The 26,727-nt window shown below is 69.7% G+C and carries 21 protein-coding genes and 1 riboswitch; of the genes, 5 read left to right on the top strand and 16 right to left on the bottom strand.

The genetic code is table 11. The features are described 5' to 3' along the window. Positions 1-409 precede the first annotated feature (409 nt). Positions 410-1,366, top strand: a complete 957-nt coding sequence (gene dapD / locus ABEA46_RS04215) for a 2,3,4,5-tetrahydropyridine-2,6-dicarboxylate N-succinyltransferase (RefSeq protein ID WP_345543103.1) — start codon at positions 410-412, stop codon at positions 1,364-1,366. 46 nt (positions 1,367-1,412) lie between these two features. On the opposite strand, the gene ABEA46_RS04210 is transcribed toward dapD, so the two are convergent. Beyond that, positions 1,413-1,982 (bottom strand): TetR/AcrR family transcriptional regulator, encoded by a 570-nt coding sequence (locus tag ABEA46_RS04210; protein WP_345543101.1) that lies wholly within the window; start codon positions 1,980-1,982, stop codon positions 1,413-1,415. 148 nt (positions 1,983-2,130) lie between these two features. On the opposite strand from ABEA46_RS04210, the gene ABEA46_RS04205 reads away from it, so the two are divergent. Further along, entirely contained in the window at positions 2,131-3,570 is a 1,440-nt protein-coding gene (locus ABEA46_RS04205) for an MFS transporter (protein WP_345543100.1), read from the top strand. Positions 3,571-3,648: 78 nt separating this feature from the next. Here the strand turns inward: ABEA46_RS04205 and ABEA46_RS04200 are convergent, their stop codons facing one another. The 6 genes from ABEA46_RS04200 to ABEA46_RS04175 form a co-directional block, all read right to left on the bottom strand. Beyond that, positions 3,649-4,947, bottom strand: a complete 1,299-nt coding sequence (locus ABEA46_RS04200; RefSeq protein ID WP_345543099.1) for a citrate synthase — start codon at positions 4,945-4,947, stop codon at positions 3,649-3,651. A 187-nt stretch (positions 4,948-5,134) separates the two neighbouring features. Beyond that, on the bottom strand, positions 5,135-6,256 hold the full coding sequence (gene dapC, locus ABEA46_RS04195; RefSeq protein ID WP_345543098.1) for a succinyldiaminopimelate transaminase: 1,122 nt from the start codon (positions 6,254-6,256) through the stop codon (positions 5,135-5,137). A gap of 1 nt (position 6,257) precedes the next feature. Next, positions 6,258-6,578 carry a ferredoxin gene (fdxA, locus tag ABEA46_RS04190; RefSeq protein WP_018170155.1) on the bottom strand — a complete coding sequence of 107 codons (321 nt, stop codon included), beginning with the start codon at positions 6,576-6,578 and terminating at the stop codon, positions 6,258-6,260. A 56-nt stretch (positions 6,579-6,634) separates the two neighbouring features. Beyond that, positions 6,635-7,042 carry a DUF6113 family protein gene (locus tag ABEA46_RS04185; RefSeq protein ID WP_345543097.1) on the bottom strand — a complete coding sequence of 136 codons (408 nt, stop codon included), beginning with the start codon at positions 7,040-7,042 and terminating at the stop codon, positions 6,635-6,637. A 16-nt stretch (positions 7,043-7,058) separates the two neighbouring features. Beyond that, a complete protein-coding gene (locus tag ABEA46_RS04180) occupies positions 7,059-7,373 on the bottom strand; it encodes an AzlD domain-containing protein (protein ID WP_345543096.1) in 315 nt (104 codons plus the stop codon). Then, entirely contained in the window at positions 7,370-8,170 is an 801-nt protein-coding gene (locus ABEA46_RS04175) for an AzlC family ABC transporter permease (protein WP_345543117.1), read from the bottom strand. Before ABEA46_RS04175 ends, ABEA46_RS04180 begins: the two co-directional genes overlap by 4 nt. A gap of 167 nt (positions 8,171-8,337) precedes the next feature. Here ABEA46_RS04175 and ABEA46_RS04170 point away from each other — a divergent pair, with 167 nt between their 5' ends. Then, positions 8,338-10,344 carry a pectate lyase family protein gene (locus ABEA46_RS04170; RefSeq protein ID WP_345543095.1) on the top strand — a complete coding sequence of 669 codons (2,007 nt, stop codon included), beginning with the start codon at positions 8,338-8,340 and terminating at the stop codon, positions 10,342-10,344. A 62-nt stretch (positions 10,345-10,406) separates the two neighbouring features. Here the strand turns inward: ABEA46_RS04170 and typA are convergent, their stop codons facing one another. Together typA and ABEA46_RS04160 are read right to left on the bottom strand one after the other, a co-directional pair. Continuing rightward, the gene (gene typA, locus ABEA46_RS04165; protein WP_345543094.1) at positions 10,407-12,320 is read right to left on the bottom strand and encodes a translational GTPase TypA; all 1,914 of its coding nucleotides are present in this window, start codon (positions 12,318-12,320) and stop codon (positions 10,407-10,409) included. Positions 12,321-12,424: 104 nt separating this feature from the next. Then, positions 12,425-14,230 (bottom strand): dipeptide ABC transporter ATP-binding protein, encoded by a 1,806-nt coding sequence (locus tag ABEA46_RS04160; protein WP_345543093.1) that lies wholly within the window; start codon positions 14,228-14,230, stop codon positions 12,425-12,427. Positions 14,231-14,262: 32 nt separating this feature from the next. Between ABEA46_RS04160 and ABEA46_RS04155 the strand changes: the two genes are divergently transcribed. After that, positions 14,263-14,871 carry a PH domain-containing protein gene (locus ABEA46_RS04155; RefSeq protein WP_345543092.1) on the top strand — a complete coding sequence of 203 codons (609 nt, stop codon included), beginning with the start codon at positions 14,263-14,265 and terminating at the stop codon, positions 14,869-14,871. A gap of 32 nt (positions 14,872-14,903) precedes the next feature. Here ABEA46_RS04155 and ABEA46_RS04150 read toward each other — a convergent pair whose 3' ends face one another. The 3 genes from ABEA46_RS04150 to ABEA46_RS04140 all read right to left on the bottom strand — a co-directional run bounded on the left by ABEA46_RS04150 (position 14,904) and on the right by ABEA46_RS04140 (position 19,618). After that, a complete protein-coding gene (locus tag ABEA46_RS04150; RefSeq protein WP_345543091.1) occupies positions 14,904-16,094 on the bottom strand; it encodes an ABC transporter permease in 1,191 nt (396 codons plus the stop codon). A gap of 1 nt (position 16,095) precedes the next feature. Beyond that, positions 16,096-17,613 carry an ABC transporter permease gene (locus ABEA46_RS04145; RefSeq protein WP_345543090.1) on the bottom strand — a complete coding sequence of 506 codons (1,518 nt, stop codon included), beginning with the start codon at positions 17,611-17,613 and terminating at the stop codon, positions 16,096-16,098. 169 nt (positions 17,614-17,782) lie between these two features. Further along, positions 17,783-19,618, bottom strand: a complete 1,836-nt coding sequence (locus tag ABEA46_RS04140; protein WP_345543089.1) for an ABC transporter family substrate-binding protein — start codon at positions 19,616-19,618, stop codon at positions 17,783-17,785. 196 nt (positions 19,619-19,814) lie between these two features. Here ABEA46_RS04140 and ABEA46_RS04135 point away from each other — a divergent pair, with 196 nt between their 5' ends. Next, complete coding sequence (locus tag ABEA46_RS04135; protein ID WP_345543088.1) at positions 19,815-20,630, top strand: CPBP family intramembrane glutamic endopeptidase; 816 nt, start codon at positions 19,815-19,817, stop codon at positions 20,628-20,630. 45 nt (positions 20,631-20,675) lie between these two features. Here ABEA46_RS04135 and gcvP read toward each other — a convergent pair whose 3' ends face one another. The 4 genes from gcvP to ABEA46_RS04115 all read right to left on the bottom strand — a co-directional run bounded on the left by gcvP (position 20,676) and on the right by ABEA46_RS04115 (position 26,663). Beyond that, entirely contained in the window at positions 20,676-23,567 is a 2,892-nt protein-coding gene (gene gcvP / locus ABEA46_RS04130; protein ID WP_345543087.1) for an aminomethyl-transferring glycine dehydrogenase, read from the bottom strand. Then, on the bottom strand, positions 23,564-23,947 hold the full coding sequence (gene gcvH / locus ABEA46_RS04125; protein WP_345543086.1) for a glycine cleavage system protein GcvH: 384 nt from the start codon (positions 23,945-23,947) through the stop codon (positions 23,564-23,566). Before gcvH ends, gcvP begins: the two co-directional genes overlap by 4 nt. A gap of 20 nt (positions 23,948-23,967) precedes the next feature. Continuing rightward, positions 23,968-25,080, bottom strand: coding sequence for a glycine cleavage system aminomethyltransferase GcvT (gcvT, locus tag ABEA46_RS04120; protein WP_345543085.1), 1,113 nt, complete (start codon positions 25,078-25,080; stop codon positions 23,968-23,970). Between the two features lie 239 nt (positions 25,081-25,319). Further along, a riboswitch (glycine riboswitch) is annotated at positions 25,320-25,416 on the bottom strand. 74 nt (positions 25,417-25,490) lie between these two features. Further along, complete coding sequence (locus ABEA46_RS04115; protein WP_345543084.1) at positions 25,491-26,663, bottom strand: MarP family serine protease; 1,173 nt, start codon at positions 26,661-26,663, stop codon at positions 25,491-25,493. Positions 26,664-26,727: the final 64 nt, after the last annotated feature.

Raw genomic sequence — 26,727 nt, 5'->3', positions numbered from 1 at the left:
CGCTGTTGAGTTCTCAAAGATCGGACGCACCCGGGTTCCAGCCTCACGGCCATCTCCCCAGGGCAACTTCTCTATCTTACACACCCTGTCTCGCTAGTCAAGTCGGCGTGTTCCGAAGCACAAGGGCTCCCGACACGATCGACCGGCGATCCGGAGGAGTGGAAGAAATCCCATCCTAGACCGGAACCGGACAACCCGCCAGAAGCGGGATCGGATGGGGTGGTCCGCTGCTTGAGGGGAGCCAGACCTTCCGGTCTTCGCTCAAACCCTTTGGGGCGAACTCGTAATACTTTACGTGCGCCTGGCGGGTCCGTCGAATCATCCCGGCATCCCGGGCGTGTCGCACCTCGACTGCCCCGGAAAGACGCGGGACCGGCATCCACTCGGGTACCGCGCTAGCGTTGACGGCATGACCGAAGAACGCTGGGTGTGGGGCGCGGGCCTCGCCACGATCGCCGAAGACGGAACCGTGCTCGACACGTGGTTCCCCTCCCCCGTCGCAGGACGCATCCCGCTCGGGTACGACCCGCAGCTGCCGCCCGACGAGCTCGACCGCCTGGCGGTGCCGGACCCGCGCCGCGCCGTCGACGTGGAGATCGTCACGATCGAGATCGACCTCGCAGCCGCTCCCGCGTCGACCTCCGACGCCTACCTGCGCCTCCACGCGCTCTCGCACCGCCTGGCAGAGCCGAACACTGTCAACCTCGACGGGATCTTCGCCTTCCTGCCGAACGTCGCGTGGACCAATGCCGGCCCCGTCCACCCCGATGCCCTCGCCCGGCTGCGGCCCTTCCTCGCGCGCGAAGGGATCCAGGTCCAGGGACTCGACAAGTTCCCCCGCCTGCTCGATTACGTCACGCCGGCCGGCGTGCGGATCGCGGACGCCTCGCGCGTGCGCCTGGGTGCGTACCTCTCCCCCGGGACCACCGTCATGCACGAGGGCTTCGTCAACTTCAATGCCGGAACCTTGGGCCAGAGCATGGTCGAGGGCCGCATCTCGCAGGGCGTCGTGGTCGGCGACGGCAGCGACATCGGCGGCGGCGCCTCGATCATGGGCACCCTGTCGGGCGGCGGCACCCACAAGGTCTCGGTCGGCGCGCGCACCCTGCTCGGCGCCAACGCAGGAATCGGAATCTCGCTCGGCGACGACTGCGTCGTCGAGGCCGGTCTGTATGTGACCGCGGGCACGAAGGTCATCCTCGCCGACGAACCGCGACGCGCCGATGGCTCGCCCACGACCGCGAAGGGCGCTGACCTGTCGGGCCGCGACGGGCTGCTGTTCCGTCGCAACTCGCTCACGGGCGCTGTCGAGGCGGTGCGCCGCGCGGGCGTCGGCGTCACCCTGAATGAGGCGCTTCACGCCTGATCCCCGTGGAGGACAGGCCGTCGGCGGATGCCGGCGGCCTTTCCCGTCAGCGGCGGATGGCGTTGATCGCGAGATCCAGCACGCGGGTGCGCTGCGCATCGTCGTCGAACGACGCGACGGCGGCGACACCCGAGACCAGCTTCACCACATCGCCGATCGTGACGTCCGGCACCACTTCGCCCGCCTCCTGCGCACGGGCGAGCAGCGGCTCCCCCGCCGCGAACATGATCGTGCGGCACTCGGCCAGGACCGGTGACCGGCGGTTGAGCCCCTCGAGCAGAGCGTGCTTCGTGCCCACATAGGCGACGAACCGTTCGAGCCACGCACGCAGCGCGTCCCAGGGTTCCCGGCCCGAGAGCTCGTCGGCCGCACGAACCAGCGCGTCGACCTCGCCGAGGTACAGCGTCTCGATGAGGTCGTCCCGCGTCGGGAAGTTGCGGTACAGCGTCCCGATACCCACGCCCGCACGCCGGGCGATGTCTTCGAGGGATGCCGCCGACCCCTGCTCCGCGAAGGCCTCACGGCCGGCGGCGACGAGCGCGTCGAAGTTGCGCGCGGCGTCCGCTCGCTGGGGACGGCGCGCCTCCAGCGCTGAGATCCGCTCGGCGACCGGCATCGCATTGACCTCCGGGGTGACGAAAAGAGATGGTTGCGAAACGGAGGCATCCTCCGCTAATCTCCAAAGCGGAGGCTCCCTCCGTTCGGAGACCTACCTCCACTTTATACGGATCCGCTCGGATCCGCACCCATCGGAAGGCCACTCGATGCCCCTCTCCACCTCATCCTCCCGCGCGGCGTTCGCTGCGATCGCTATCAGCGTCGCCTCCCTCGCGCTCCTGCAGAACCTCGTCATCCCCGTCATCCCGCTGATCGCCGCGGACTTCGGCGTCACACCCGACGCGGCATCATGGACCAATACCGCGTGGCTCATCGCCGCGGCCGTCGCGACTCCGCTGCTCGGCCGCATCGGCGATCTGCGCGGTCGCCGCAACACGTTCCTCGTCGTGCTCGCCGTCGTCGCGATCGGCGACATCGTCGCCTCGTTCGCGGCGAACCTGCCCGTGCTGATCCTCGCGCGGGTGCTGCAGGGCGTCGGCGGCGCCCTGTTCCCCCTCGCCTTCGGGCTCCTGCGCGACGTCATGCCGCGCGAGCGGCTCACCGGCGCGATCGGCGCCACCAGCGCCATCATCGGCATCGGCGGCGCGGCCGGCAGCGTGCTCGCGGGGCCCCTCGCGGGCCTGCTGGGCTGGCACGGCATCTTCGCGGTGCCCTTCATCGCCGCCGTGGCCGGCATCGTGCTGACCATCTCGCTCGTCCCCCGCATCGGCGCGCGCGCGCACGGGCACGTCAACGTGCTCTCGGCGACGCTGCTGTCGGGCTGGCTCATCGCACTGCTGGTCCCGCTCAGCTCGGGCGCGCGCTGGGGCTGGACCTCTCCGCTCACGCTCGGACTGTTCGCCCTGGCCCTCGTGCTCATGATCGGGTGGGTCGTGTCGGAACTGCGTTCGGACAGCCCGCTCGTCGACCTGCGGCTGATGGCCGCGCGGGCGATCTGGCCGGTCAACGCCGCCGCACTGCTCATCGGCGTCGCGGCGTTCGGATTCTGGGGCTACCTGCCGCAGTTCCTCGAGACACCGGCCGGCTCGGGCTGGGGTCTCGGACTCTCGGTGCAGGCCGCCGGCTTCGCGCTGCTGCCTCTTCTGATCGGCATGTCCGGCGTCGGGTTCGCCGCGGGGGCGATCGCGCGCATCGTCCCGCTGCGGGTGATGATGGCGACCGGCGCACTGTTCATGGCCGGCGGAGTCGTCCTGGCGGTCGTCGAGCACAGCACGCTCACGACGCTCGCCATCGCGGGCGGCGTGTTCGGCGTCGGCATCGGCCTCGCCTACGCGTCCGCCGCGAGCATCATCGTCGAGAGCGTGCCCGCCGACCGCACCGGCATCGCCACCGGCGTCAACGCGAACCTGCGCACGATCGGCTCGGCGATCGGCTCGGCCTTCACCACGGCGGTCGTGTTCGGGTCGGTCGCCCCCGGCGACTCCCCCGCGTTCGACCAGTACGCGGTGGCGTGGCTGAGCATCGCAGGCGCGGCGGTCGTCGCGGCGGTGATCGTGCTCGCAGTGCGGCCTCGTCGGACGGATGCCACCACCGCGCGTCCGCTCGAGACCGCTGACGAATCACCGGCATTCGCTGAAGCCGCCTGACGCCATGGGCGCGCGTCGCAGCGTGCCGCACAAGCGATGGATGCCGCACCCCTCGGGGTGCGGCATCCATTCGTCTTCTCAGCCGAGGCCGGGGTACGTGCGCTCGGGCGCACCCACGTACAGCTGCTGCGGGCGCCCGATCTTCGTCTGCGGGTCGCTCGCGGCCTCGCGCCACTGCGCGAGCCAGCCGGGGAGCCGGCCGATCGCGAACAGCACGGTGAACATGCGCGTGGGGAAGCCCATCGCCTTGTAGATCACGCCGGTGTAGAAATCGACGTTCGGGTACAGGCGGCGGTCCTGGAAGTACGCGTCGTTGAGCGCGATCTCTTCCAGCTCCTTGGCGAGGTCCAGCAGCGGGTCGCTCACGCCGAGCGCCGACAGCACCTCGTCGGCGGACTCTTTCACGAGCTTCGCGCGCGGGTCGTAGTTCTTGTAGACGCGGTGACCGAAGCCCATGAGCTTCACGCCGTCTTCTTTGTTCTTGACGCGCTCGACGAAGCGCTGGACGCTCTCGCCCGAGTCCCGGATGCGCGCCAGCATGTCGAGCACCGCCTCGTTCGCGCCGCCGTGCAGCGGGCCGTAGAGGGCGTTGATGCCGGCAGAGATCGACGAGAACTGGTTCGCGCCGGTCGAGCCGACCAGACGCACGGTCGAGGTCGATGCGTTCTGCTCGTGGTCCTCGTGGAGGATCAGCAGACGCTCGAGCGCCCGCGACATCACCGGGTCGACCTCGTACACCTCGGACAGCACGCCGAAGTTGAGCTTCAGGAAGTTGTCGACGAAGCCGAGCGAGTTGTCGGGGTACAGGAAGGCCTGGCCGATGCTCTTCTTGTGCGCGTATGCCGCGATCACGGGCAGCTTCGCGAGCATGCGGATCGTGTTGAGCTCCACGTGCTCGGGGTTGTTCGGGTCGGACTGGTGCTCGTAGTACGTCGACAGCGCCGAGACCGCCGACGACAGCACCGACATCGGGTGCGCCGTGTGCGGCAGCGCCGAGAAGAAGCGCTTGAGGTCTTCGTGCAGCAGCGTGTGCCGGCGGATCTTCTCGTCGAACTCGCCCAGTTCGTCGGCCGTCGGCAGCTCCCCGTAGATGAGCAGCCACGCCACCTCGAGGTACGTGCTGTTCTTCGCCAGCTGCTCGATCGGGTACCCGCGGTAGCGCAGGATGCCCTGATCGCCGTCGATGTACGTGATCGCCGACTTGGTCGCCGCCGTGTTCACGAAGCCGTAGTCGAGAGCGGTGTGGCCGGTCTGGCGGGTGAAGGTGGAGAAGTCCACGCTCGGCGTGCCGTCGGTGCCCCGCAGCAGCGGGAACTCCGCGGTGGTATCACCGATCGTGAGGGTGGCCTTCTCCTGCTGGGTGCCCGCGTCGTTCACGGCGCCTCCTCGCGATTTCTGGTCGTGCCGGGGGTGTCGTCCTGTCCTGGGCGATGCCGTGACGGCTTCTGCCTCAGAACGGAGATACGGGACGGGGGATGCCGCGTCGCCGCGTCCTACAGCCTAGTCCGCTGCCGCGCCTACTGCTGACACAGCCAAAGGGACGAGGCATCCGATGGAGGATTCATCAATCTTCGAGAACCGATGCCGCGCGCAGCCGTTCCGCCGCCGTGGCGATGCGCTCGTCGGTCGCCGTGAGCGACAGCCGGACGTGCTGCGGGAAGTGCGTGCCGTAGAAGTGCCCGGGGCCGGCCAGGATGCCGAGGTCGGCGAGACGGCCGAGGCTGTCCCATGCGTCACGGCCCTCGGTCGCCCACAGATACAGGCCGCCCTCGCTGCCGTCGATGTGGAAGCCGGCGGCCTCGACGGCGGGCTTGAGCACCTCGCGGCGGCGCCGGTATCGCTCACGCTGCGCGGCCACGTGCTCGTCGTCGTCGAGGGCCGCCGCCATCGCCGCCTGGACCGGGAGCGGCAGCATGAGGCCGAGGTGCTTGCGGGCCGTGAGCAGTTGCGCGACGAGCTCGGGATCGCCCGCGAGGAAGGCCGCGCGGTAGCCCGCGAGGTTGGACTGCTTGCTCAGCGAGTAGACCGAGAGGATGCCGCGCACGTCGCCGCCGGTCACCTGGGGATCCAGCGCCGAGGGCACCGGTTGGGCGTCCCACGGGGCCTCCCAGCCGAGTTCGGCGTAGCACTCGTCCGAGGCGAGCACGGCACCGAGCTCACGGGCGCGCGCGGTCGCCGCACGCAGCGCGGCGACATCGAGCACACGTCCGTCGGGGTTGCCCGGCGAGTTCACCCAGACCAGACGCGTCTCGGCGGGCCACTCGGCGGGATCGTCCGACGCGAGCGGCGTGGCCCCCACCAGCCGGGCACCGACCTCGTAGGTGGGGTAGGCCGCGCGCGGGTGCACCACGACATCGCCCGGACCGAGTCCGAGCAGGAGCGGCAGCAGGGCCACGAGCTCCTTGGAGCCGACCGTGGGCAGGACGTGGGCGGGAGTGAGCCCCGGGACCCCGCGACGACGGTCGTACCAGCGCACGATCGCCTCACGCAGGGCGGGCGTCCCCACGGTCTGCGGATACGCGTGCGCGTCGGTCGCGGCACGAAGGGCCTCGGCGACGACCGGCGGGGTCGCGTCGACGGGAGAGCCGATCGAGAGGTCGACCAGTCCGTCCGGGTGGGATCGCGCGCGCTCGGCGTACGGCGCCACCGCATCCCAGGGGTAGTCCGCGAGGTCCGCGACCCCCACGTCAGTGTTCCTGCGGGGGAAGCGCCTCGATGATCGGGTGGTCCTTGTGGATCACGCCGACCTTGGCCGCGCCGCCGGGCGAGCCGATGTCGTCGAAGAACTCGACGTTGGCCTTGTAGTAGTCCTGCCACTCGTCGGGCAGGTCGTCCTCGTAGTAGATCGCCTCGACCGGGCACACCGGCTCGCAGGCGCCGCAGTCCACGCACTCGTCGGGGTGGATGTACAGCGAGCGATCACCCTCGTAGATGCAGTCCACCGGACACTCGTCGATGCAGGCGCGGTCCTTGACGTCCACGCAGGGAAGGGCGATCACGTACGTCACACGGCCAGTCTAGCCGCGGCGTCCATGGCACGGCGGCCGTGCGTCGTTCCGTCCGGTCAGTCCTCCTCGGACGCAGCGGGCGCCACCGGCCCCATGCGCGGGAGGGTGTCGGGCCACGCGATCACGACTGTCGCGGCCAGCGGCACGATGATCGTCCAGAGGATGCCGGGGTTGAACTCCCCCGCGGGCGCCTGCGGCACGACGACGGACCCGCCGGGCCCGGCGCCCGAGAACACGAGGGTCGCCACCATCACACCCAGGCCCGTGGCCAGCGCCGCCCAGCGATCGCCGGTCAGCAGTCGCACCGCGACCAGCAGCGCGATCACGCCGATGAGGGCCAGCACCAGGCCGAGCGGGAACCACCCCAGTTCATACGCCTGGGCGATCGTGCCGGCCACGCCGTAGACGGCGCCGACGACGAACGCGACCACCCAGGTGCCGAACCTGGACCACGAGAATCTCACCGGCCAAGTCTAGGTCTCACGCCGCCCAGCCCCACAGCCGCAGAAGCGCGGCCACGACGGCCGCGGCGACCACCACGACGAGGAACGGCGCGCGCAGCAGCAGCAGGCCCGCCGCGACGAGCACCGCAGGCACGCGTGCGTCGACGACGACCGCCTGACCGGCCCCGAGCGTCTGCACGGCGACGAGCGCGGCCAGCAGCGCCACGGTCAGCAGGTCTGCGATCCGCATCGGCCGCGGTGCCTCGACCCACCGGGGCGGGATCAGATAGCCGACGGTCTTGAGCGCCACGCAGACGATGGATGCCACCAGCACGGCGGTCCACATGGTCACGGCAGTCCCTCCCGCTCGGCGACGTCGTCGGGTTCGGCATCGGGGCTGTCGTCACGGCCCAGCCAGTTCGTCCAGCCCACGACGACCGCCACCAGCGCGGCGACGATGACCGGCAGGCCGGGCATCAGCACAGGGGTCAGCACGGTCGCCACGACCGCCGCCGCGACGCCGACCACGATGGGCTGACGCGCACGCAGGCGAGGCCACAGCAGGGCGAGGAACGCGGCGGCGGCCGCGGCATCCAATCCGTACACGCGCGGGTCGCCCAGCACGTCGCCGAGCAGTGCCCCGGCGAGCGTCGACAGGTTCCAGCCGATGTAGATGCCGAGTCCGGTCACCCAGAAGCCGAGCGTGCGCGCACGCCGCGTCGTCTGCGCGAGCGACACGGCGGTGGACTCGTCGATCGTGAACTGCGCGGCCGCCGCGCGTCGCCAGAAGCCCGCGCCGATCACGGGCGACATGCGGATGCCGTAGGCGACGTTGCGCACGCCCAGCAGAGCCGCCGAGGCGATCGCCGCCGGGACGGCCGCGAGTCCGCCGGCGCCGACGATCCCGACGAAGGCGTACTGCGAACCACCGGTGAACATCACGAGGCTGAGGACGCACGTCTGCCACACGTCGAGACCCGCGGCCACCGCGAGGGCGCCGAACGAGATGCCGTACGCACTCGTCGCCAGCGCGACGCCGAGCGCCTCGCGCACCGCACGGCGCGACTGGACGGCACCGTGTGCGTCGTCGAAGTGCGGGTCGAGAGTCACGGGGTCGATCGTAGCGACGGGCTCCCCCACCGATCGCATCTTGCGCTCCAGGCTGTTCGACAGCATGCTGGTCGCACCGCAGAAAACGCTTCCTCGCTTGTGGGTGCCGATGCGCCCGTTCTCATCACGGATTCTGCCCAGGACGAAGGAGTCCCATGAGAACGACGTTGCACGCGCCCGCCCGCCGGCACCCGGGCAGGAGGCACATGCTCGCGATCGGCGCCGCCGCGATCGTGATCGCGATCGCACCGATCACCGCGGCCGCCGCCGCGGCGCCCGCCTCCGCCGCGGCATCCGCGGGCGCGACCGACCTCGGCACCGAGGTGCTCCCGGCCGGGGACGGCTGGGCATCGTGGACCGGGACGACCTCGCCCGAGCGCGTCACCCGCGACGCCGAGCCGGTCACCGGCGGCTCGGCGGCAGCGCCCGCCGAGGTGTACGCGGTCGGCACGTGGCAAGAACTGCGCGACGCCCTCGCCGGCGCATCGGGCGGTTCGCAGAACGATGCCCGCTACAACCAGGTGCCGCGGATCGTGTACGTCACAGGCACCATCGACCCGTGGCTGCGAGTCGACGGTAGCCGGCTCACCTGCGACGAGATCGCATCGCAGATCGCGGTGCCCGGCACCGGAGCGCCGTTCGCGATGGCCGACTACATCGCCGCCTTCGGCCCCGGTGTCGACCCGTCCGGGCCGCTCGAGCAGGCGCGCGTCGCCGCCGCAGCGCTGCAGGCGACCCTGACGCTCCAGCACATCGGCTCGAACGTGACCCTCGTCGGGGTAGGGGACGACGCGCGTGTGGTCGGGGCATCCCTCCGCATCCGCGACGCGCACAACGTCATCGTCCGCAACCTGACGCTGTCGGACGCGTACGACTGCTTCCCGCAGTGGGACGCGGGGGATGCCGGCGGCAACTGGAACTCCGCGTACGACAACCTGTCGGTGTGGACCTCGACGAGCGTCTGGGTCGACCACAGTACGTTCGATGACGGCGACAACCCCGCCGAGAGCCTGCCCACCGTGTACGGCCGCCCGTTCGAGGTGCACGACGGCCTGCTCGATGTGACCCACGGCTCGGATCTCGTGACCATGTCGTGGAACTGGTTCCAGCACCACGACAAGACCGACATCATCGGCTCGTCGGACTCGCGCACGCAGGATCGCGGGCAGCACCGCGTGACCCAGCACCACAACAGGTGGACCGACATCGGTCAGCGCGGCCCGCGGGTGCGCTTCGGCGATGTGCACGTGTACAACAACCTGTACGAGCAGACCGCGGTCACCACCGCGGCCTCCTCACCCGATCATGCGTTCTTCCAGTACTTCTGGGGCGCCGGCAAAGAGAGCAGCATCGTCGCCGAGTCCAACGCCGTCGAGCTCGTCGACCCCGCGAGCGTGTCGCGCATCGTCGCCGGGTGGGGTGGCACCGAGCTGCAGGCGGCCGACACCCTCGTGAACGGCGAGCCGGTCGACGTGCTCGCGGCCTACAACGCGACAGCGCCGGCTCCGCTGTCGGCGGCCGTGCGGTGGAACCCCGCCGACGCCTACCCCTACACGCTGGACCCCGTGGCGGACGTGGCGTCGACCGTCCGCGCAGGCGCGGGCGCCGGCATCCTCGATTCGGGCACGCCGGGAGCCACAGCCGCACCGGGGGCGTTCGCCGTCTCAGACGACAACGCCCGCGACACCGGACTGCGCGACGGCGCCTACCGGATCCTCGCCGACCTGTGGTGGGGGCAGAACGCGACGATCGTGAAGCTCTACGAGAACGGCACGCTCGTCGCCGCGCAGCGGCTCGATCCGGCTACCCCCGGCGCGCAGCATGCCTCGTTCGTGCTCAGCGGACGCGTCGACGGCACGTACGAGTACCGGGTCGTCGCGCTGAACCCGCTCGGCGAGGCCGTCTCGCGCACGCACACCGTCCGCGTCACCGACGCGGCGCCGGCGCGGGCGGTGCTGTCGGCGTCGGGGATGCGCACCGGAGATGTCACCGTCGCGGCCGATCTGTGGTGGGGCACCAATGCGGACGAGTACGTGCTGCTCCAGGACGGCATCGAGATCGACCGGCAGACGCTCGTCGCGGCGACGCCGGGCGCGCAGCACGTCGTCACGGCCGTCGGCGCACTGGCGCCGGGCACCTACGTGTTCACGGCCGTGCTGTCCAATGCGGCGGGGTCCACCGCGGCGGCACCGGTGACGGTCACGATCCGATGAGACGAAGGATGCCGCGCCCCGAGCTTCAGCAGGCTCGGGGCGCGGCATCCACTCGATCCGTGTCAGGCGTTCGCGTCCTGGCGCTTCAGGCGCGAGGCTGCACGGCCGCGCTCGGTGGCGTCGAGGACGACCTTGCGGATGCGCACCTTCTCGGGCGTCACCTCGACGCATTCGTCGTCACGGGCGAACTCGAGGCTCTCCTCGAGGGTGAGCACGCGCGGCGGGGTCATCGATTCGAAGGAGTCCGAGGTCGACGAACGCATGTTCGTGAGCTTCTTCTCCTTGGTGATGTTGACGTCCATGTCGTCGGCGCGCGAGTTCTCGCCGATGACCATGCCCTCGTAGACCTCTTCGGTCGGCTGCACGAAGAAGCTCATGCGCTCCTGGAGGGCGATCATGGCGAAGGGGGTGACGACACCCATGCGGTCGGCGACGATCGAGCCGTTCTGGCGCGTGGTGATGGCGCCCGCCCAGTCGTCGTAGCCGTGCGAGATCGCGTTGGCGATGCCGGTGCCGCGGGTCATCGTGAGGAACTCGCTGCGGAAGCCGATGAGGCCGCGCGACGGGACGATGAACTCCATGCGGACCCAGCCGGTGCCGTGGTTGGTCATCGTGTCCATGCGGCCCTTGCGGGCTGCCATGAGCTGCGTGATCGCGCCGAGGTGCTCCTCGGGGGCGTCGATCGTGAGGTGCTCGAACGGCTCCTTGACCTTGCCGTCCTCGCCCTTCTTGGTGACCACCTGGGGCTTGCCGACCGTGAGCTCGAAGCCCTCGCGGCGCATGTTCTCGACCAGGATCGCGAGAGCCAGCTCGCCGCGGCCCTGCACTTCCCACGCGTCGGGGCGTCCGATGTCGACGACCTTCAGCGACACATTGCCGATGAGCTCGCGGTCGAGGCGGTCCTTCACCATGCGCGCGGTCAGCTTGTGCCCCTTCACCTTGCCCATGAGGGGCGAGGTGTTGGTGCCGATCGTCATCGAGATGGCGGGGTCGTCGACGTGGATCGCGGGCAGCGGCCGGACGTCCTCGGGGTCGGCGATCGTCTCGCCGATCGTGATGTTCTCGATGCCGGCGATGGCGACGATGTCGCCGGGGCCGGCCTCTTCGGCGGGGTAGCGCTCGAGGGCGCGGGTCTTCAGCAGCTCGGTGATGCGCGCGTTCGAGTGCGAGCCGTCGTGGCGCACCCAGGCGACGGTCTGGCCCTTCTTCAGCGTGCCGTTGAAGACGCGCAGCAGCGCGAGGCGGCCGAGGAACGGGCTCGAGTCGAGGTTCGTCACCCACGCCTGCAGCGGGGCCTCGTCGTCGTACGACGGCGCCGGGACGTGCTCGAGGATCGCCTCGAACAGCGGCTCGAGGTCGGCGTTGTCGGGCAGCTCGCCGTTGGCGGGACGCGTACGCGACGCCGCGCCGGCACGGCCGGAGGCGTACACGACGGGGACGTCGAGCAGAGCGTCGACATCGAGGTCGGGGACGTCCTCGTGCAGGTCGGACGCGAGACCGAGGAGCAGGTCGTGGGCCTCCTCCTCGACCTCGGCGATGCGCGCGTCCGGGCGGTCGGTCTTGTTGACCAGCAGGATCACGGGAAGCTTCGCCTCGAGCGCCTTGCGCAGCACGAAGCGCGTCTGGGGCAGCGGGCCCTCGCTCGCGTCGACGAGCAGCACGACGCCGTCGACCATCGACAGGCCGCGCTCGACCTCGCCGCCGAAGTCGGCGTGGCCGGGGGTGTCGATCACGTTGATCGTCACCGGCACGTCGGTGTGAGCGCCGTTGTAGGTGATCGCCGTGTTCTTGGCGAGGATCGTGATGCCCTTCTCGCGCTCGAGGTCGTTCGAGTCCATCGCCCGCTCTTCGACGTGAGCGTGCTCGCCGAACGAGCCGGTCTGGCGGAGCATGGCGTCGACCAGAGTGGTCTTGCCATGGTCGACGTGGGCGACGATCGCGACGTTGCGGAGGTCCGGACGGAGGGCGCGCGCCATGAGGGAATCCTTGAAAGAGAAGGGGGATGCCGGAATGCCGGCATCCCCCATTCTATCGGGCGCACCTGAACGTCGCCTCGCGGCGCCCGATCAGGGGTTTCGGATCAGCTCTCGGCGCCTCCGGTGGACGCGATGAGCGCGGCGCGCGCCTCGCGGCGCAGCCTCTGCTCCTCGGGGTTCGGCACGGGGACGGCGGCGATGAGACGCTGCGTGTACGGGTCGGTGGCCCCGCGCAGGATCTCGTCGCGCGTGCCCGTCTCCACGAGCTTGCCGTGGTGCATCACCGCGATGCGGTGCGCCAGGATGTCGACGACCGCGAGGTCGTGGCTGATGAACAGGCAGGCGAACTGCAGCTGCTGCTGCAGTTCCTGCAGCAGGTCGAGGAAGCGCGCCTGCACCGACACGTCGAGGGCCGACGTGGGCTCGTCGGCCACCAGCAGCTCGGGCGCGAGCGCCAGGGCGCGCGCGATGCCGACCCGCTGACGCTGACCGCCCGACAGCTCGTGCGGGAAGCGGTTGCGGTACGACCGGGGCAGCTCGACCTGGCTGAGCAGCTCCTCGACGCGCTTGTCGAGGTCCTTGCCCTTGGCCACGCCGGCGAGCAGGATCGGCTCGCCGATGGACTCGCCGATCGGCATGCGGGGGTTCAGCGACGACGCCGGGTCCTGGAACACGATGCCGGTACGGCGCCGGATCGCGAAGAGGTCCTTCGAGGTCGGCTTCGAGATGTCGGTGCCCACCGCGGTGAGCTTGCCCTCGGCGATCGGCAGCAGCCCGATGGCGGAGCGGCCGAGTGTCGTCTTGCCCGACCCCGATTCGCCCACGAGGCCCACGATCTCGCCGGGGTAGATGGCGAGGTCGATGTGCTCCGCCGCGCGGAACGCCGGGATGCGGCCGCGCTTCGGGTAGTCGATCGCGACGTCCTCGAACGCCAGCACCGGCTTGCGCGTCTCGACGATCTCGTCCGCGACCTCGGTCGCCCGCTCACGGATCGACGACACCGAAGGCATGGTCGACGTCTCGGTGACGACCTCGTCGGTCACCGCGGCCTCGGTCTCGAGCACGCCGAGACCCAGGTGCGGCACCGACGCCAGCAGCTGCTGGGTGTAGGGGTGCTTCGGGTCGTGGAAGATCTGCTCGACCGAGCCCGACTCCACCACGACGCCGTTCTTCATCACCATGATGCGGTCGGCGAGGTCGGCCACCACGCCCATGTCGTGCGTGATCAGGATGATCGCGGAGTCGAGGCGCTTGTGCAGGTTGCGCAGCAGGTCGAGGACCTCGGCCTGCACCGTCACGTCGAGCGCGGTGGTCGGCTCGTCGGCGATGAGCAGCAGCGGGTCGCACGAGATCGACTGCGCGATCATCGCGCGCTGGCGCTGGCCGCCCGACAGCTGGTGCGGGTACTTGTTGAACGACTGCTCGGGGTTGGGCATCTCGACCATGCGCAGCAGGTCGATCGCCTTCTCCTTCGCGATGCTCGGCGCGAGGCCGCGGTCGTGCGAGCGCAGCGACTCCATGATCTGGAAGCCGACCGTGTAGACCGGGTTCAACGCCGTCATCGGCTCCTGGAAGATCACCGCGATCTCGTTGCCGCGCAGCGACCTCAGCGTCACCGGGTCGGCGCCGCGCAGCTCGCGGCCGAGGAGCTTGATCGATCCCGTGACGCGCGCGTTCTCGGGGAGCAGACCGAGCAGCGACATCGAGCTGGTGCTCTTGCCGGAGCCGGACTCGCCCACGATGGCGAGCACCTCGCCGCGGCGCACCTCGTAGTTCATGTCGATGGCTGCCGGGTAGAACTCGCCCTCGACCCAGAACTCGACGCCCAGGTTCTCGACCTTGAGGATCGTCTCGGGAAGGGCCTCGTGCGAAGCCGTGGTTTCGGCCTCGACGCCCGTCGTGTCAGTCATTCTGTGGTGTCCCATCTGCAAAGCTTGAAGTCATGTCGTTCCAGGAGGTCTTCTACCGGCCGGTCTTCGGCCGCGTCCTCGCCATCGTGACCATCGTCGTGTGCGCCCTCGGCGCCGTCGGGCTGTTCTGGTCGGACCCCGCCGCCGCGTTGCGCTTCGTGTGGCCGATCATCCTCGTCGCCGTCGTGGCCTGGGCGCTGTTCTGGCGTCCGAGCCTGCGGGTCCAGGAGCACGGCATCACGGTCGAGAACGTGCTGCGCACGCACTTCGTGCCGTGGCCGTCGATCGTCTCCATCGATACGCGCTACTCGCTCACCCTGCACACCGCCGAGGGCCGCGTTCAGGTGTGGGCGGCGCCGTCGCCGGGGCGTCACCGCACACTCGGTCTCGCCCCGAAGGACTTCGACGGAGTGAGCGGATCCGCCCGCGGCGAGGCGGGTGGCCTGCGACCTGCCGATGCCATGTCGGTACCGACCGGCAATCTCGCCCAGCTGATCCGCGGCCACTGGGAGCGGCTGCGGGATGCCGGAGCCTTCGCCAGCGGCGTCGACCCGGAGGCCGCCACCGTGACGTGGCACTGGGCGACGATCGTGGTCGTCGCGGCGCTGGCCGCGGCGACCACGATCGGTCTGCTGGTCTAGCCCTGGCGCTGCCGGCAGAACAAGCACCGTCGTCACCGCTCCGGATCGAGCGGTTCGTGCTGGACGTCGCCCGGTTCTTCGCGGCGCGGATCGTTGAAATTGACGATCGTGTCGCCGGAGTACGCGGTCTGGATCCCCACGTCGACCATGTGCGTGTCACCTGTCGTCGCGGGCGTCGTGTCGACGCTCGGGACGAGAGGTCCGCTCGCACGGCCGGCACGGGCCATCGCACGCTCGCTCGGCATCTTCTTCTGGCGCGGGTCGAACGCGTCGCGCAGACCGTCGCCGATGAAGTTGACGCACAAGGCGATCGCGATGATGAACAGACCCGGCCACCAGAACAGCCACGGACGCGTGGAGAACGCGGCCTGGTTCTCGGAGATGATCTTGCCGAGCGACGTGTCGGGCGACTGCACGCCGAACCCGAGGAAGCTCAGCGCCGACTCGAGCAGGATCGCTCCCGCCATCAGCAGCGTCGCATTCACGACGATGATGCCCACCGCATTCGGCAGGATGTGGCGGAAGATGATCCGGCGGTCACGCGCCCCCGACACACGGGCGGCGTCGACGAATTCGCGCTCTCGCAGCGTGAGGAACTCACCGCGGACGAGGCGGGCCATCGTGGTCCAGGCGAAGAAGCCGATCACCACGCCCAGCAGGGCCGCACCCAGGCTGCCCAGCGCGAAGCCGAGCACCGAGCCGATCACGATCAGCGGGATCGTGATGATGATGTCGGTGAACCGCATGAGCACCGAGTCGGTCCACTTGCCGTAGTAGCCGGCGGTCGCGCCGACGAGGACGCCGAGGAGCGTCGCCACGACGCCCACGATCACCATGACCATGATCGACTGCTGGGTGCCGCGCATGACGACCGCGAAGATGTCACGGCCGACCTCGTCCTGTCCGAACGGGTGGTCGCCGAACTGCAGCGGCCACAGGCTCATCGTGGGCGCGCCGTTGTTGACCTTCGGCGGGATCTCCTCCCACGAGTACTGCCACCAGCCCGGGATGCGGATGCCCCATAGCGCGACGCCCACCGACGTGAACGCCAGGATGATGATGAACGCGAGCACGATCATCGAGATCAGCGCGCCACGGTGCCGGAAGAACCGGCGACGGACGATCTGACCCTGGCTGAGACCCTCGGTCTCTTTCTGCTCGATCGAGATCTCGGCCAGTGCCTGTGTCTCGGTGCCGGGCTGTTCAGTGAGGGAAGTGTTCATGTCAGCCCACCTTGATTCTCGGGTCGAGGGCCGCATAGACGAGGTCCGCGATGAGGTTGAAGATGACCGCGAGCGTGCCTGTCACCACGAAGAACGCCATGACCGGGTTGGGGTCGTGCATTCCGAGTGCCGTCACGAACAGACGGCCCATACCGACCCAGCCGAACACCGTCTCGGTGATGACCGCGCCGCCGATGAGGGCGCCTACGTCGAACGCGATGATCGTGGTGATCGGGATCAGCGCGTTGCGGAAGGCGTGACGGACGACGACGGTGCGCTCGGTGAGGCCCTTGGAACGCGCGGTGCGGATGTAGTCCTGGTTCATGACCTCGAGCAGGCTCGCCCGCGAGTAGCGGGTGTAGCTCGCGAACGAGATCAGGACGATCGCGATCGTCGGCAGCAGCAGGTGGGTGTACAGGTCGATGCCCTGCACCCAGAAGTTGCCCCCGAGGCCCGGCGTGGACGAGCCGACCGTGGCGATCGGACGCCCGCGGACCCGACTGGAGTTCGCATACGCGTGCCAATACGACATGTACTTGTCGAGCGCGATGAAGGCGGCGACGAAGAACCCGACGATCGCCGTGGTCCGCACGACCGGCCCGCGGTCGGGCGCGCCCATGAACCAGCCGATCGCCCCGCTGACGACGACCGCGATCACGGCCAGCAGCAGGAAGAACCACAGCGTCATCCCGTTGAGGATGTAGTTCATCATCGGGAAGTACAGCGCGATGCCGATCACCGCGACGATCAGCGACGCGTACAGCGCCTTGCGGTTGCGCAGGCCCGTGGAGATCGCGGTCACGCCGACGGCGATGCCGAGGGCGAGGAACGCGTAGACCACGATGCCGATGCTCGGGTCCGCGAACCACTGCGTCGCCGACAGGAACGTCAGCACTGCAGCGGTGGCCACCGCCGCGATCGCGAAGACGGTGAGGCGCTTGCGCCATCTGCCGCCGAGGATCGACATCCACAGCAGGCCCGACACGACCGACAAGCCGATGATCACGGGTATGGAGATCGTCGGATCACCCAGCCAGTCGTTCAGCTGGATCGCGCCGTACTGCTTGAGGAGCACGGCGACCCAGAAGATCGGGAGCGAGAAGAACAGGAACGCGATGAGCGTCACGCTGTAGTCGAACCCGGTGTACTGGCGCAGCGCCGACACGATGCCGACGGTGATTCCCAGGACCATCGCGACGACGGTCGCGGTCGTGACCAGCGTCAGCGTCGACGTGATCGCGTTGCCCAGGAGGGCGTTCACGGGCTGGTTCTGGATGGAGATGCCGAAGTCGCCGCGGAAGATGCCGCCGAGCCACAGGAAGTAGCGCAGCGGCGGAGGGACGTCGAGGTTGAGGAGCTTGGTGCGCGCCTCGATGAGGGACTCCTTGTTAGGAGCGTTGCTCAGCCGGAGGTCTTCAAGGGGATCACCCGAGTAAGCCACCAGCAGATACATCAGGAATGTCGCGGCGAAGAGCACGAAGATCGATGCGATCAATCGCCGAATGATGAATGAAGCCATGTTGTGGCCGCCTGCCAATCGATGAATCAGCAGGGGCAGGAGCCGGCGTGCTGCCGACCTCGTGCCCGCCGCTGAGAGGAGTGTAACGCGGCGAGGTGCAGGTCCCCCAGGGGGACCTGCACCCCACCTCGGTGGTCAGTGCCGAAGCACGGTGACTACCGCGTGACTGTTACTCTCCCGAGTCGGTGACGGCCCAGTCCCACGCGTTCCAGAAGATCGTGGGAGCGAGGATCGACGGGTCGATGCCCTCCACACGGTCGCTGAAGGCGGTGACGCCCGGGAACTGGAAGATGGTGACACCGTAGAAGTCGTTCCACAGGATCTTGTCCATCTGCTGCTGCAGCTCGATCTGCTTGTCGGCGTCGAACTCCACGTTCAGCTGGCCGACGAGGTCGTCGAGCTCAGCGTTCGAGTAGAAGTTCATGTTGTTGATGGCGCCGGTCTGGAACGTCGGGCCGGAGCTGGTCACACCGAGGCTGGTCGACTGCCACCCGAAGAGCGACGCGTCGTAGGCACCCGGGGTGCCCAGGAGGCCGCCCCACTTCTCGGAACCGCAGTCGGTGACGTTGAAGCCGGCCTGCGCAGCGGACTGCTGGATCAGGGCGAACTCGTTGACACGACGGGGGTTGTTCGACGCGTAGAGGATGCAGACCGAGGTGTCGGTGATGCCCGACTCGGCCAGCAGCGCCTTGGCGCCCTCGATGTCGACCTCGGCGAACGCGTCGGAGCCGTTGTTCTTCACGGACTCGTCGTAGCCCTCGGCGCCCGGCACGAAGATCTGCGAGCTGCGCAGGGTCGCGTCGTCGCCCGAGATCGGCTTGATCAGCGTGTCCAGGATCTCCTGGCGCGGGATCGTCTTGAGGAATGCCTCGCGAGCCTTCGCGTTCGAGAAGATGTTCTGGGTGTTCTTGCCCTGGTCGAACTGCAGGTCGACGTGCTCGTACGTGCCCTCGAGACCGGTCTTGACGGTGATGCCGTCGACCGCGTCGAGCGCCGTCTTGATGTCGGCCGTGGCCTGGGGCGAGATGACGTCGACTTCACCGTTCTGCAGAGCCTGGACCGCGGCGAGCGGGTCCGGGATGAAGCGGATGGTGATCTCCTCGATGTTCGGGGTGTTGTCACCCTTGTACTCGGGGTTCGCCTTCAGCGTCACGTACTGGTCAGCGACGAAGTCGGTGATCATGTACGGACCGCTGGCCGTGACGAGGTCGGCGTCGTCAGGCATCTCGGTGAAGTTGAAGCCCGAGTTCCAGAACGACGAGATCGGCGCAAGGGCCGCGGCGTCGTTGTCCTGGATCGCCGACACGACGGCGTCCTTGGCCTTCTTGGCGTCGTCGAGGTTGAGGGCCTTCTCACCGATGATGTGCGCCGGCAGCGGGCTCGGGAAGGCGAGCTCCCAGTCCACGTACGGGGCGTCGTACACGAGGGTGATCGACTTGCCGTCCTCGCTGACCTCGGGGGTCTGCGAGACGAGGCCGAGGCCCGCGTCCGGCGTGGCACCGGAGTCGAAGTACACGACGTCCGTGGGGAGGTCGCCCGTGAACTCACCGGTCTCGGCGTCCTGGTACTGGGTCGGGTCGAAGTCCGGCGTGTCGAGCGACCGCGAGACCGCGGCCCAGTTCAGCAGGAGGTCGGACGCGTCGACGTCGACACCGTCGGACCACTTGACGCCGTCGGCGATCGTGTACTTGATCGTCAGCGGGTCGTCCGAGAGCTTCTCGTACGAGCCGAACGACTTGTTCTCGATGAGCTTCGGGGTGTTGTCGTAGTAGTTGAAGCCGTCGAGGACGAGGTAGTTGATGTTGTTGTTCGCCGTGGCGTTGCCGAACGAGGTGTTGCCGTTCATCGAGTAGAACGCCTGGTTCCACGCCGCCGTGATCGACGAGCCCTCGACGAGACCGGAGTCGTCGCCCGAGCTGTTGTCGCCGCCGTTGCCGGCGGCGCAACCCGAGATCGCCAGTGCGCCGACTGCGGTGAGTGCCACCGCAGCCGAGATGCGCTTCATTCTCACTGTTCCTCCTGTGCAGGGTTTGTGCGCGCGCGTCTAGCGGAGGCCGGACGGGCGCGCGGATGGGAAAACGATAAGCATCGCTGGTGAGATGGTCAAAACGATCGGCCAAAACGTTACAGAGCCTTAACTCAATCGACGCGAAGTGTGACAATCTGACAAGGTGACCCCCTCTTTCCCACCCTCCGACAGTGTGGTATCGAGTACCCTGTCCCCCAGCACTCGGTATCAGCGCCGCCGGATCACCTGGGAGATCTGGATCGTCCTGGCGGTCACCGTCGGCCAGTCCGCGCTGTACTCCGTCCTCTCGCTCGTGCGCAAGCTCCTGGCGCCCGTTCCGCTGGGCTCGCAGCAGACGCAGGTGAACCCGTCGCGCGACGCGCAGGCGGTGTGGGACGTCGTCTACCAGCTGCTCGCGGTGTTCTTCGCGCTCGCTCTCGTGGCGCTCGTGGTCTATCTGCTCTGGGAGCCGGGCAGCAACGCGCTGCGCCGCGTCGGCCTGGACTTCACCCGCTTCGGGGGCGACCTGTGGCGCGGCGTCGTGCTCGCCGCCGTGATCGGGCTCCCCGGGCTCGGCCTCTACGCGGCCGGGCGCGCACTCGGCATCACCGTCGCGGTCGTCGCCTCGCCGCTGGATGCCGCCTGGTGGACGATCCCGCTGCTGGTGCTCTCGGCGCTGCGGGCCGGTCTCACCGAAGAGGTCATCTTCATCGGCTACCTGTTCGACCGCCTGCGCAGGCTCGGCTGGAGCGACTGGACGATCATCCTCTCGGCCGCGGCGCTGCGCGGCGCCTATCACGCCTACCAGGGCTTCGGCGCGATCGTCGGCAACGTCGTGATGGGCGTCGTCTTCGGCTGGTGCTACCGCCGCTGGGGGCGTGTCATGCCACTCGTGATCGCCCACACGATCCTCGACATCGTCGCCTTCGTCGGCTACCCGCTCGCGGCCGCGCTCTGGCCCGGCGTGTTCGCTCCCGTGCCCATGCCGACGCCGACGCCGACGAACTGAGAGGACGGGATGCCGGGGGCACCGGCATCCCGTCCTCGCAGCGTGTCAGGCGAAGGCCTCGATCGGCGGGCACGCGCACACGAGGTTGCGGTCGCCGTAGGCCTGGTCGATGCGGCGCACCGGAGGCCAGTACTTCGTGCGCACGAGGGCGTGGACGGGGTACACCGCAGTCTCGCGCGAGTACGGGTGGTCCCACTCCCCTGCGACGACCGATTCGGCCGTGTGCGGGGCGTTCACGAGCGGGTTGTCGGCCTGCGGCCACTCCCCCGCCGCGACGCGGTCGGCCTCGGCCCTGATCGCGATCATGGCCTCGATGAAGCGCTCGATCTCGCCCAGGTCCTCGGACTCGGTCGGTTCGACCATCAGGGTGCCCGCGACCGGGAACGACATCGTCGGCGCGTGGAAGCCGTAGTCGATGAGCCGCTTCGCGACGTCGTCGACGGTGACCCCGGTGGCCTCCTTCAGCGGACGCAGGTCGAGGATGCACTCGTGCGCGACCAGCCCCGCTTCCCCCGCGTACAGCACCGGGTAGTGATCGCGCAGGCGGAACGCGATGTAGTTGGCCGACAGCACCGCCGCCGCGGTGGCGCGGCGCAGCCCCTCCGCGCCCATCATGCGCACGTACGCCCATGAGATCGGCAGGATGCCCGCCGAGCCGTGCGGGGCGGCCGAGATCGGCCCGCCGTCGAACACGCCGCCCGGGTGGTCCCGGCGCTGCGAGAACGGGTGGCTCGGGAGGTACGGCGCCAGATGCGCCTTCGCCGCGACGGGTCCCACGCCGGGCCCGCCACCGCCGTGCGGGATCGCGAACGTCTTGTGCAGGTTCAGGTGCGAGACGTCGCCGCCCAGATCGCCGAAGCGCGCGTAGCCGAGCAGCGCATTGAGGTTCGCGCCGTCGACGTACACCTGACCGCCCGCGTCGTGCACGGCTTGCGTGATGTCGAGCACGTCGTGCTCGTACACGCCGTGCGTGGACGGGTACGTGATCATCAAGGCCGCCAGTTCGTCGGCGTGCGCGGCGATCTTGGCGCGCAGGTCGTCGAGGTCGACGTTGCCGGCGTCGTCACAGGCGACCACGACGACGCGCATGCCCGCCAGCACGGCGGAGGCCGCGTTCGTGCCGTGCGCCGACGACGGAATGAGGCACACCGTGCGCTGGAAGTCGCCGTTGGCACGGTGATAACCGCGGATCGCCATCAGGCCCGCCAGTTCTCCCTGCGAACCTGCGTTCGGCTGCAGCGACACGGCGTCATAGCCGGTGACCTCTGCCAGCCAGACCTCGAGCTGCTCGATCATCGCGAGGTAGCCGCGTACGTCGTCCTCGGGCGCGAACGGGTGCACGCGCGAGAACTCCGGCCACGACACCGCCGCCATCTCGGTCGCCGCGTTGAGCTTCATGGTGCACGAGCCGAGCGGGATCATGCCGCGGTCCAGCGCGTAGTCGCGGTCCGACAGCTGCTTGAGGTAGCGCATCATGGCGGTCTCGGAGCGGTGCGCGTTGAACACCGGGTGCGTCAGGAACGCCTCGACGCGGTGCAGCTCTGCGGGCACTGCGGCCAGCGGCGCGGCATCCGCGTAGGACAGTTCGCGTTCGCCCTGCTCACCCGCACCGGAGAACTCGCCCTCGGGCAGGCCGAACGCCCACGCCACGGCGGCGAGGTCGTCGGCGGTCGTGGTCTCGTCGACCGAGACGCCGACCGTGGCGTCGTCGATCCACGCCAGCTGGTATCCGCGCGTGCGGGCGCGCTCGATCACGCGGCGCGACGGCCCGGGGGTCGCCACGCGGATCGTGTCGAAGAAGGCGTCCGCGCGCAGTGACAGCCCGTACTCGCGCAGGCGTCCGGCGAGCGCCTCGGCCTTCTTCGCGACGTCGGTCGCGATCGCGCGCAGGCCGTCGGGCCCGTGGTAGACGGCGTACATCGAGGCCATGACGGCCAGCAGCACCTGAGAGGTGCAGATGTTGGATGTGGCCTTCTCCCGGCGGATGTGCTGCTCGCGCGTCTGCAGCGCGAGGCGGTACGCGGGGTGGCCGGCGGCATCCTGCGAGACCCCGACGAGACGGCCGGGCAACTGGCGCTCCAGACCCTGACGCACGGCCATGTAGCCGGCGTGCGGCCCGCCGAAGCCGAGCGGCACGCCGAAGCGCTGCGTCGTGCCCACGGCGACGTCGGCGCCGAGCGAGCCCGGCGAGCGCAGCAGCGTGAGCGCCAGCAGATCGGCCGCGACCACGACCAGCCCGCCGGCCACGTGCGCGGCATCCACCACTCCTGACGGGTCCCACACGCGACCCGAAGCCCCGGGGTACTGCACGAGGACGCCGAAGTGCTCGTCGGGGAGCGTCGCGCCGTGCGCGAGGTCGAGCTCGACGAGCTCGATGCCGACGGCGGCGGCACGGTGCGCGAGGAGCGCGCGCGTCTGCGGCAGCGCGTCGGCGTCGACCACGAACACGTTCGACGCGGACTTCGAGCCGCGCCGGGCGACCAGCATCCCCTCGACGACGGCGGTCGCCTCGTCGAGCATCGACGCGTTGGCGGTCGCGAGCCCGGTGAGGTCGGTCACCATCGTCTGGAAGTTGATGAGCGCCTCCAGACGCCCCTGCGAGATCTCGGGCTGGTACGGCGTGTAGGCGGTGTACCAGGACGGGTTCTCGAGCACGTTGCGCGCGATCACCGACGGCGTGAACGTGTCGGAGTACCCCAGCCCGATCATCGGGCGTGCGACCCGGTTCTGCGATGCCAGTGCGCGTAGCTCGGCGAGTGCCTCGGCCTCGGTCGCGGCCGGCGGGATGTCGCTCGTGGCGCGCGGCTTCGCGTGGATGGATGCCGGCACCGCCGCCTCGACGAGGGCGTCGACGGTGGCGTAGCCGAGGGCGTCGAGCATCGTGCGCTGGGCGGCGGCATCCGTCCCGATGTGACGGTCGGCGAACAGCTCCGTCATTCGGCGCCGCCCGTGAGCGAGATGTACGCGTCGCGGTCGAGAAGGCCCTCGACCGCCGCCGGGTCCACCGTGATCCTGACGAGCCAGCCGGCGCCGAACGGGTCGGTGTTCACGAGCGACGGGTCGTCCACCACGGCGTCGTTGACCGCGACGACCTCGCCGGTCAGCGGCGCGTAGAGCTCGCCGACCGACTTGGTCGACTCGATCTCGCCGACGACGGTGGCAGCGGTCACCGCGGTGCCGACGGCCGGCAGCTCGACGAACACGACGTCGCCGAGCTTGTCGGCGGCGTACTCGGTGATGCCGACGGTCGCGGTGTCGCCGTCCAGGGCGACCCACTCGTGCTCGGCTGTGTACTTGAGGGCGGTCAGGTCGGTCATGTGTTCCTCCGGTGGATGGTTCAGCGGGCGCGCTGGTAGAACGGCAGGGCGGCGACGGTCGCGGGGATGCGGGTGCCGCGCACATCGATGAAGAGCGCGGTGTCGAGGCCGCTCGAGGCGGGTGCGACGAGCGCCATGGCGATGGGATGCCCGAGCGTCGGGCTGAGCGCGCCGCTGGTGATCTCTCCCACCGTGTCGCCTGCCTCGTTCAGCACGGCGTAGCCCGCGCGTCCGGCGCGGCGCCCCTCGGCGACGAGTCCGACGAGGACGGGCGCGTCGGGAGCGACGACGGCGGCCAGCGCGGTCTTGCCCACGAAGTCGGGCTTGTCGGCGGCGACGACGCGGCCGAGACCTGCCTGGGCCGGGACGATGTCGAGCGACAGCTCGTGGCCGTACAGCGGCATCCCCGCCTCCAGTCGCAGCGTGTCGCGCGCGGCGAGGCCGGCGGGGACGAGGCCGAGCGGCGCACCGGCAGCGGTGAGGGCGTCCCACAGCGCGGGAGCGGCCTCGTTGCGGACCAGCAGCTCGAAACCGTCCTCGCCGGTGTATCCGGTGCGGGCGACGAACAGCGGCGCGGCCTCGAACGTCCCCGCCGCCCAGGCGTAGTAGCCGAGGTCGGCCAGAGCCGGCTGCACGTCGGCGATGCCCGCGGTCGCCTCGACCACCGCACGGGCGATCGGGCCCTGAACGGCGATGAGCGAGTAGGCGTCGGTGCTGTCGACGACCTCGGTGTCGAACCCGGTGACGCGCTCGGTGAACGCCGCGGCGACGGCTTCCCGGTTCCCGGCGTTCGCGATCACCAGGAATCGGTCGTCGGCCAGGCGGTAGGCGATCACGTCGTCGACGATGCCGCCGGACTCGGCGAGCACGAGCGAGTACTTCGCCTTGCCGCTGCGCATCGGCGAGATCGCGCCGGCGAGCGCGTAGTCGAGGAAGGCGCCCGACTCCGGCCCCGTCACCTCGAACTCGGCCATGTGCGAGATGTCGAACAGGCCTGCCGCGGTGCGCACCGCGTGGTGCTCGGCGAGGTCGGACGTGTAGCGCACCGGCATGAGCCAGCCGCCGAAGTCGGTGAAGGAGGCGCCGAGCGCCTCGTGGCGGTCGTGCAGGGCGGTGGTGCGAAGGTCGGTCATCGAGTTCTCCCGGTCGTGGGCGGGCAGGCGCCTGGCGACGCCTGTGAACTCCCCCTCTGTCATGAGCCTGAGAGCTTCGCCCGGCCCCGAGGGGTGCGGACTTTCACCGTCGGCGGATTCGCGAGCGATCACGTGGAGACGCGTAGCGGTTGTCTCACGTGAGAGGTTTCGATGCGGCGCTGGCGCGCCTTACCTCAACCCGATTTCTTGCTTCGCTCGAAATCGCTTTTCAGAGTCGGCCTGCCCGAACGGTACGCGTACCTGAGAGATTGGCGGGGAGGCTTGCTCCTTCGGTGCTCGGCGATCGCGCTGCCGAGGCTCTCCCGCCCGGGTTGTGGGCCGTGTGTTGACTTGCCGTGCCAGCATACCGGGCGCGGCGCGGATCGACGGTGTGCGGCGATCTGCGGCTGTCAGTCGGTGCAGCGGCCCGACGAGACGGTGTCGGTGAACGACGACGCCTGCGCCGCCACCGGCGTCAGTTCGGCCATCGTCATCGCGTACCCGACCTCTGGGTCGTTCTCGGCGCGTGCGAACACGACGCCGGCCACCGACCCGTCGGCGGTGAGCAGCGGTCCGCCCGAGTTGCCGGGGCGCACCTCGGCGTCGAGGGCATAGATCTCGCGAGGGCTCCACGACGAGTCGTACACGTCGGGCACGCTCGCAGTGCCCACCGAGCGCACTCCCGCCGACACCATCGTGAACGGACCGCCGTACGGGTAGCCCTGCACGACGGCGGCATCGCCCGCCGCGAGCGTCGGCGAGAAGGGAAGCGGCCGTGCGTCGAGGTCCTCGACGGCGATCACGGCGAGATCGTCGGTCGGGTCGAAGTACACGATGCGCCCCTCGCGCGCGGGCACGCCCGGCAGTTCCACGATGGGCGTGTCGACACCCGCGACGACGTGCGCGTTCGTGACCACGCGGTCGGCGGCGATCACGAAGCCCGTGCCGCTGGAGCCCCGGCCGCACGCATACGCGTTCCCCGACACGCGGGCCACGGAAGCCGCAGCGGTCTCCAGCGCCGGATCGTCGAGGGCGACCGGCGGGGCGGGTTCGACGGTGCCCGGTGCGAGCAGCGTGCCGAGTCCGGGCAGTCCGTCGTCGAGCACCGCACCGCGCAGCTCGGCGAGCGCTGCGGCCACCGGATCGGGCGTCGCCGCCTCAATCCCTCGCAGCACCGTGGACGACGCGACGGCGGACGACACCACCGGGATGCCGGCGACCGCGATCGCCGGTCCGACCAGCGCGAGCGCCAGCCCTGCAGCCACCACCGAGGCCACGCCGCCGAGTGCGCGCTCCAGGCCGCCGAGCTTGAGGCGGTCGGCACCGGACCGCAGCACGGAGCCGAGCGCCGCGCCCGCCGCGGCGCCGAGAGCCACCAGGCCGAGTGCGGTCACGAGCACCGCTGGGCCGCGCCACAGCGGCGACGGCACCCATGTGCTCACCAGCGGCGTCAGCCAGAACGCCGCCACTGCTCCCGCCGCGAGGCCCGCGAGCGTTCCGATGCTCGCGAAGAAGCCGCGATGGATGCCGGCGATCAAGGCGCCGACGAGGATCAGCACGATCAGCACGTCGACGACGATCATGCCCATCCCTTCCGCACGTCCGGAGCGTCTCGCCAGGCTACGCACCGAGCCTGGGAGACGACCG

Source organism: Microbacterium jejuense, assembly GCF_039544225.1.
In the GTDB taxonomy this organism is placed as follows: Bacteria; Actinomycetota; Actinomycetes; order Actinomycetales; family Microbacteriaceae; genus Microbacterium; species Microbacterium jejuense.
Note: the sequence above shows the minus strand (reverse complement) of the source record. Positions and strands in the feature narration are given on the sequence as shown.

Excerpts from the sequence above, each read along its gene's own strand:
- ABEA46_RS04205 (WP_345543100.1), top strand. The coding sequence starts at position 2,131 with ATGCCCCTCTCCACCTCATCCTCCCGCGCGGCGTTCGCTGCGATCGCT.
- ABEA46_RS04210 (WP_345543101.1), bottom strand. The coding sequence starts at position 1,982 with ATGCCGGTCGCCGAGCGGATCTCAGCGCTGGAGGCGCGCCGTCCCCAG.
- dapD (WP_345543103.1), top strand. The coding sequence starts at position 410 with ATGACCGAAGAACGCTGGGTGTGGGGCGCGGGCCTCGCCACGATCGCC.
- gcvP (WP_345543087.1), bottom strand. The coding sequence starts at position 23,567 with ATGACGGAGCTGTTCGCCGACCGTCACATCGGGACGGATGCCGCCGCC.
- ABEA46_RS04160 (WP_345543093.1), bottom strand. The coding sequence starts at position 14,230 with ATGACTGACACGACGGGCGTCGAGGCCGAAACCACGGCTTCGCACGAG.
- gcvH (WP_345543086.1), bottom strand. The coding sequence starts at position 23,947 with ATGACCGACCTGACCGCCCTCAAGTACACAGCCGAGCACGAGTGGGTC.
- ABEA46_RS04170 (WP_345543095.1), top strand. The coding sequence starts at position 8,338 with ATGCTCGCGATCGGCGCCGCCGCGATCGTGATCGCGATCGCACCGATC.
- ABEA46_RS04150 (WP_345543091.1), bottom strand. The coding sequence starts at position 16,094 with ATGAACACTTCCCTCACTGAACAGCCCGGCACCGAGACACAGGCACTG.
- ABEA46_RS04175 (WP_345543117.1), bottom strand. The coding sequence starts at position 8,170 with ATGCGATCGGTGGGGGAGCCCGTCGCTACGATCGACCCCGTGACTCTC.
- ABEA46_RS04140 (WP_345543089.1), bottom strand. The coding sequence starts at position 19,618 with ATGAAGCGCATCTCGGCTGCGGTGGCACTCACCGCAGTCGGCGCACTG.
- typA (WP_345543094.1), bottom strand. The coding sequence starts at position 12,320 with ATGGCGCGCGCCCTCCGTCCGGACCTCCGCAACGTCGCGATCGTCGCC.
- ABEA46_RS04155 (WP_345543092.1), top strand. The coding sequence starts at position 14,263 with ATGTCGTTCCAGGAGGTCTTCTACCGGCCGGTCTTCGGCCGCGTCCTC.
- ABEA46_RS04115 (WP_345543084.1), bottom strand. The coding sequence starts at position 26,663 with ATGATCGTCGTCGACGTGCTGATCGTGCTGATCCTCGTCGGCGCCTTG.
- ABEA46_RS04145 (WP_345543090.1), bottom strand. The coding sequence starts at position 17,613 with ATGGCTTCATTCATCATTCGGCGATTGATCGCATCGATCTTCGTGCTC.
- gcvT (WP_345543085.1), bottom strand. The coding sequence starts at position 25,080 with ATGACCGACCTTCGCACCACCGCCCTGCACGACCGCCACGAGGCGCTC.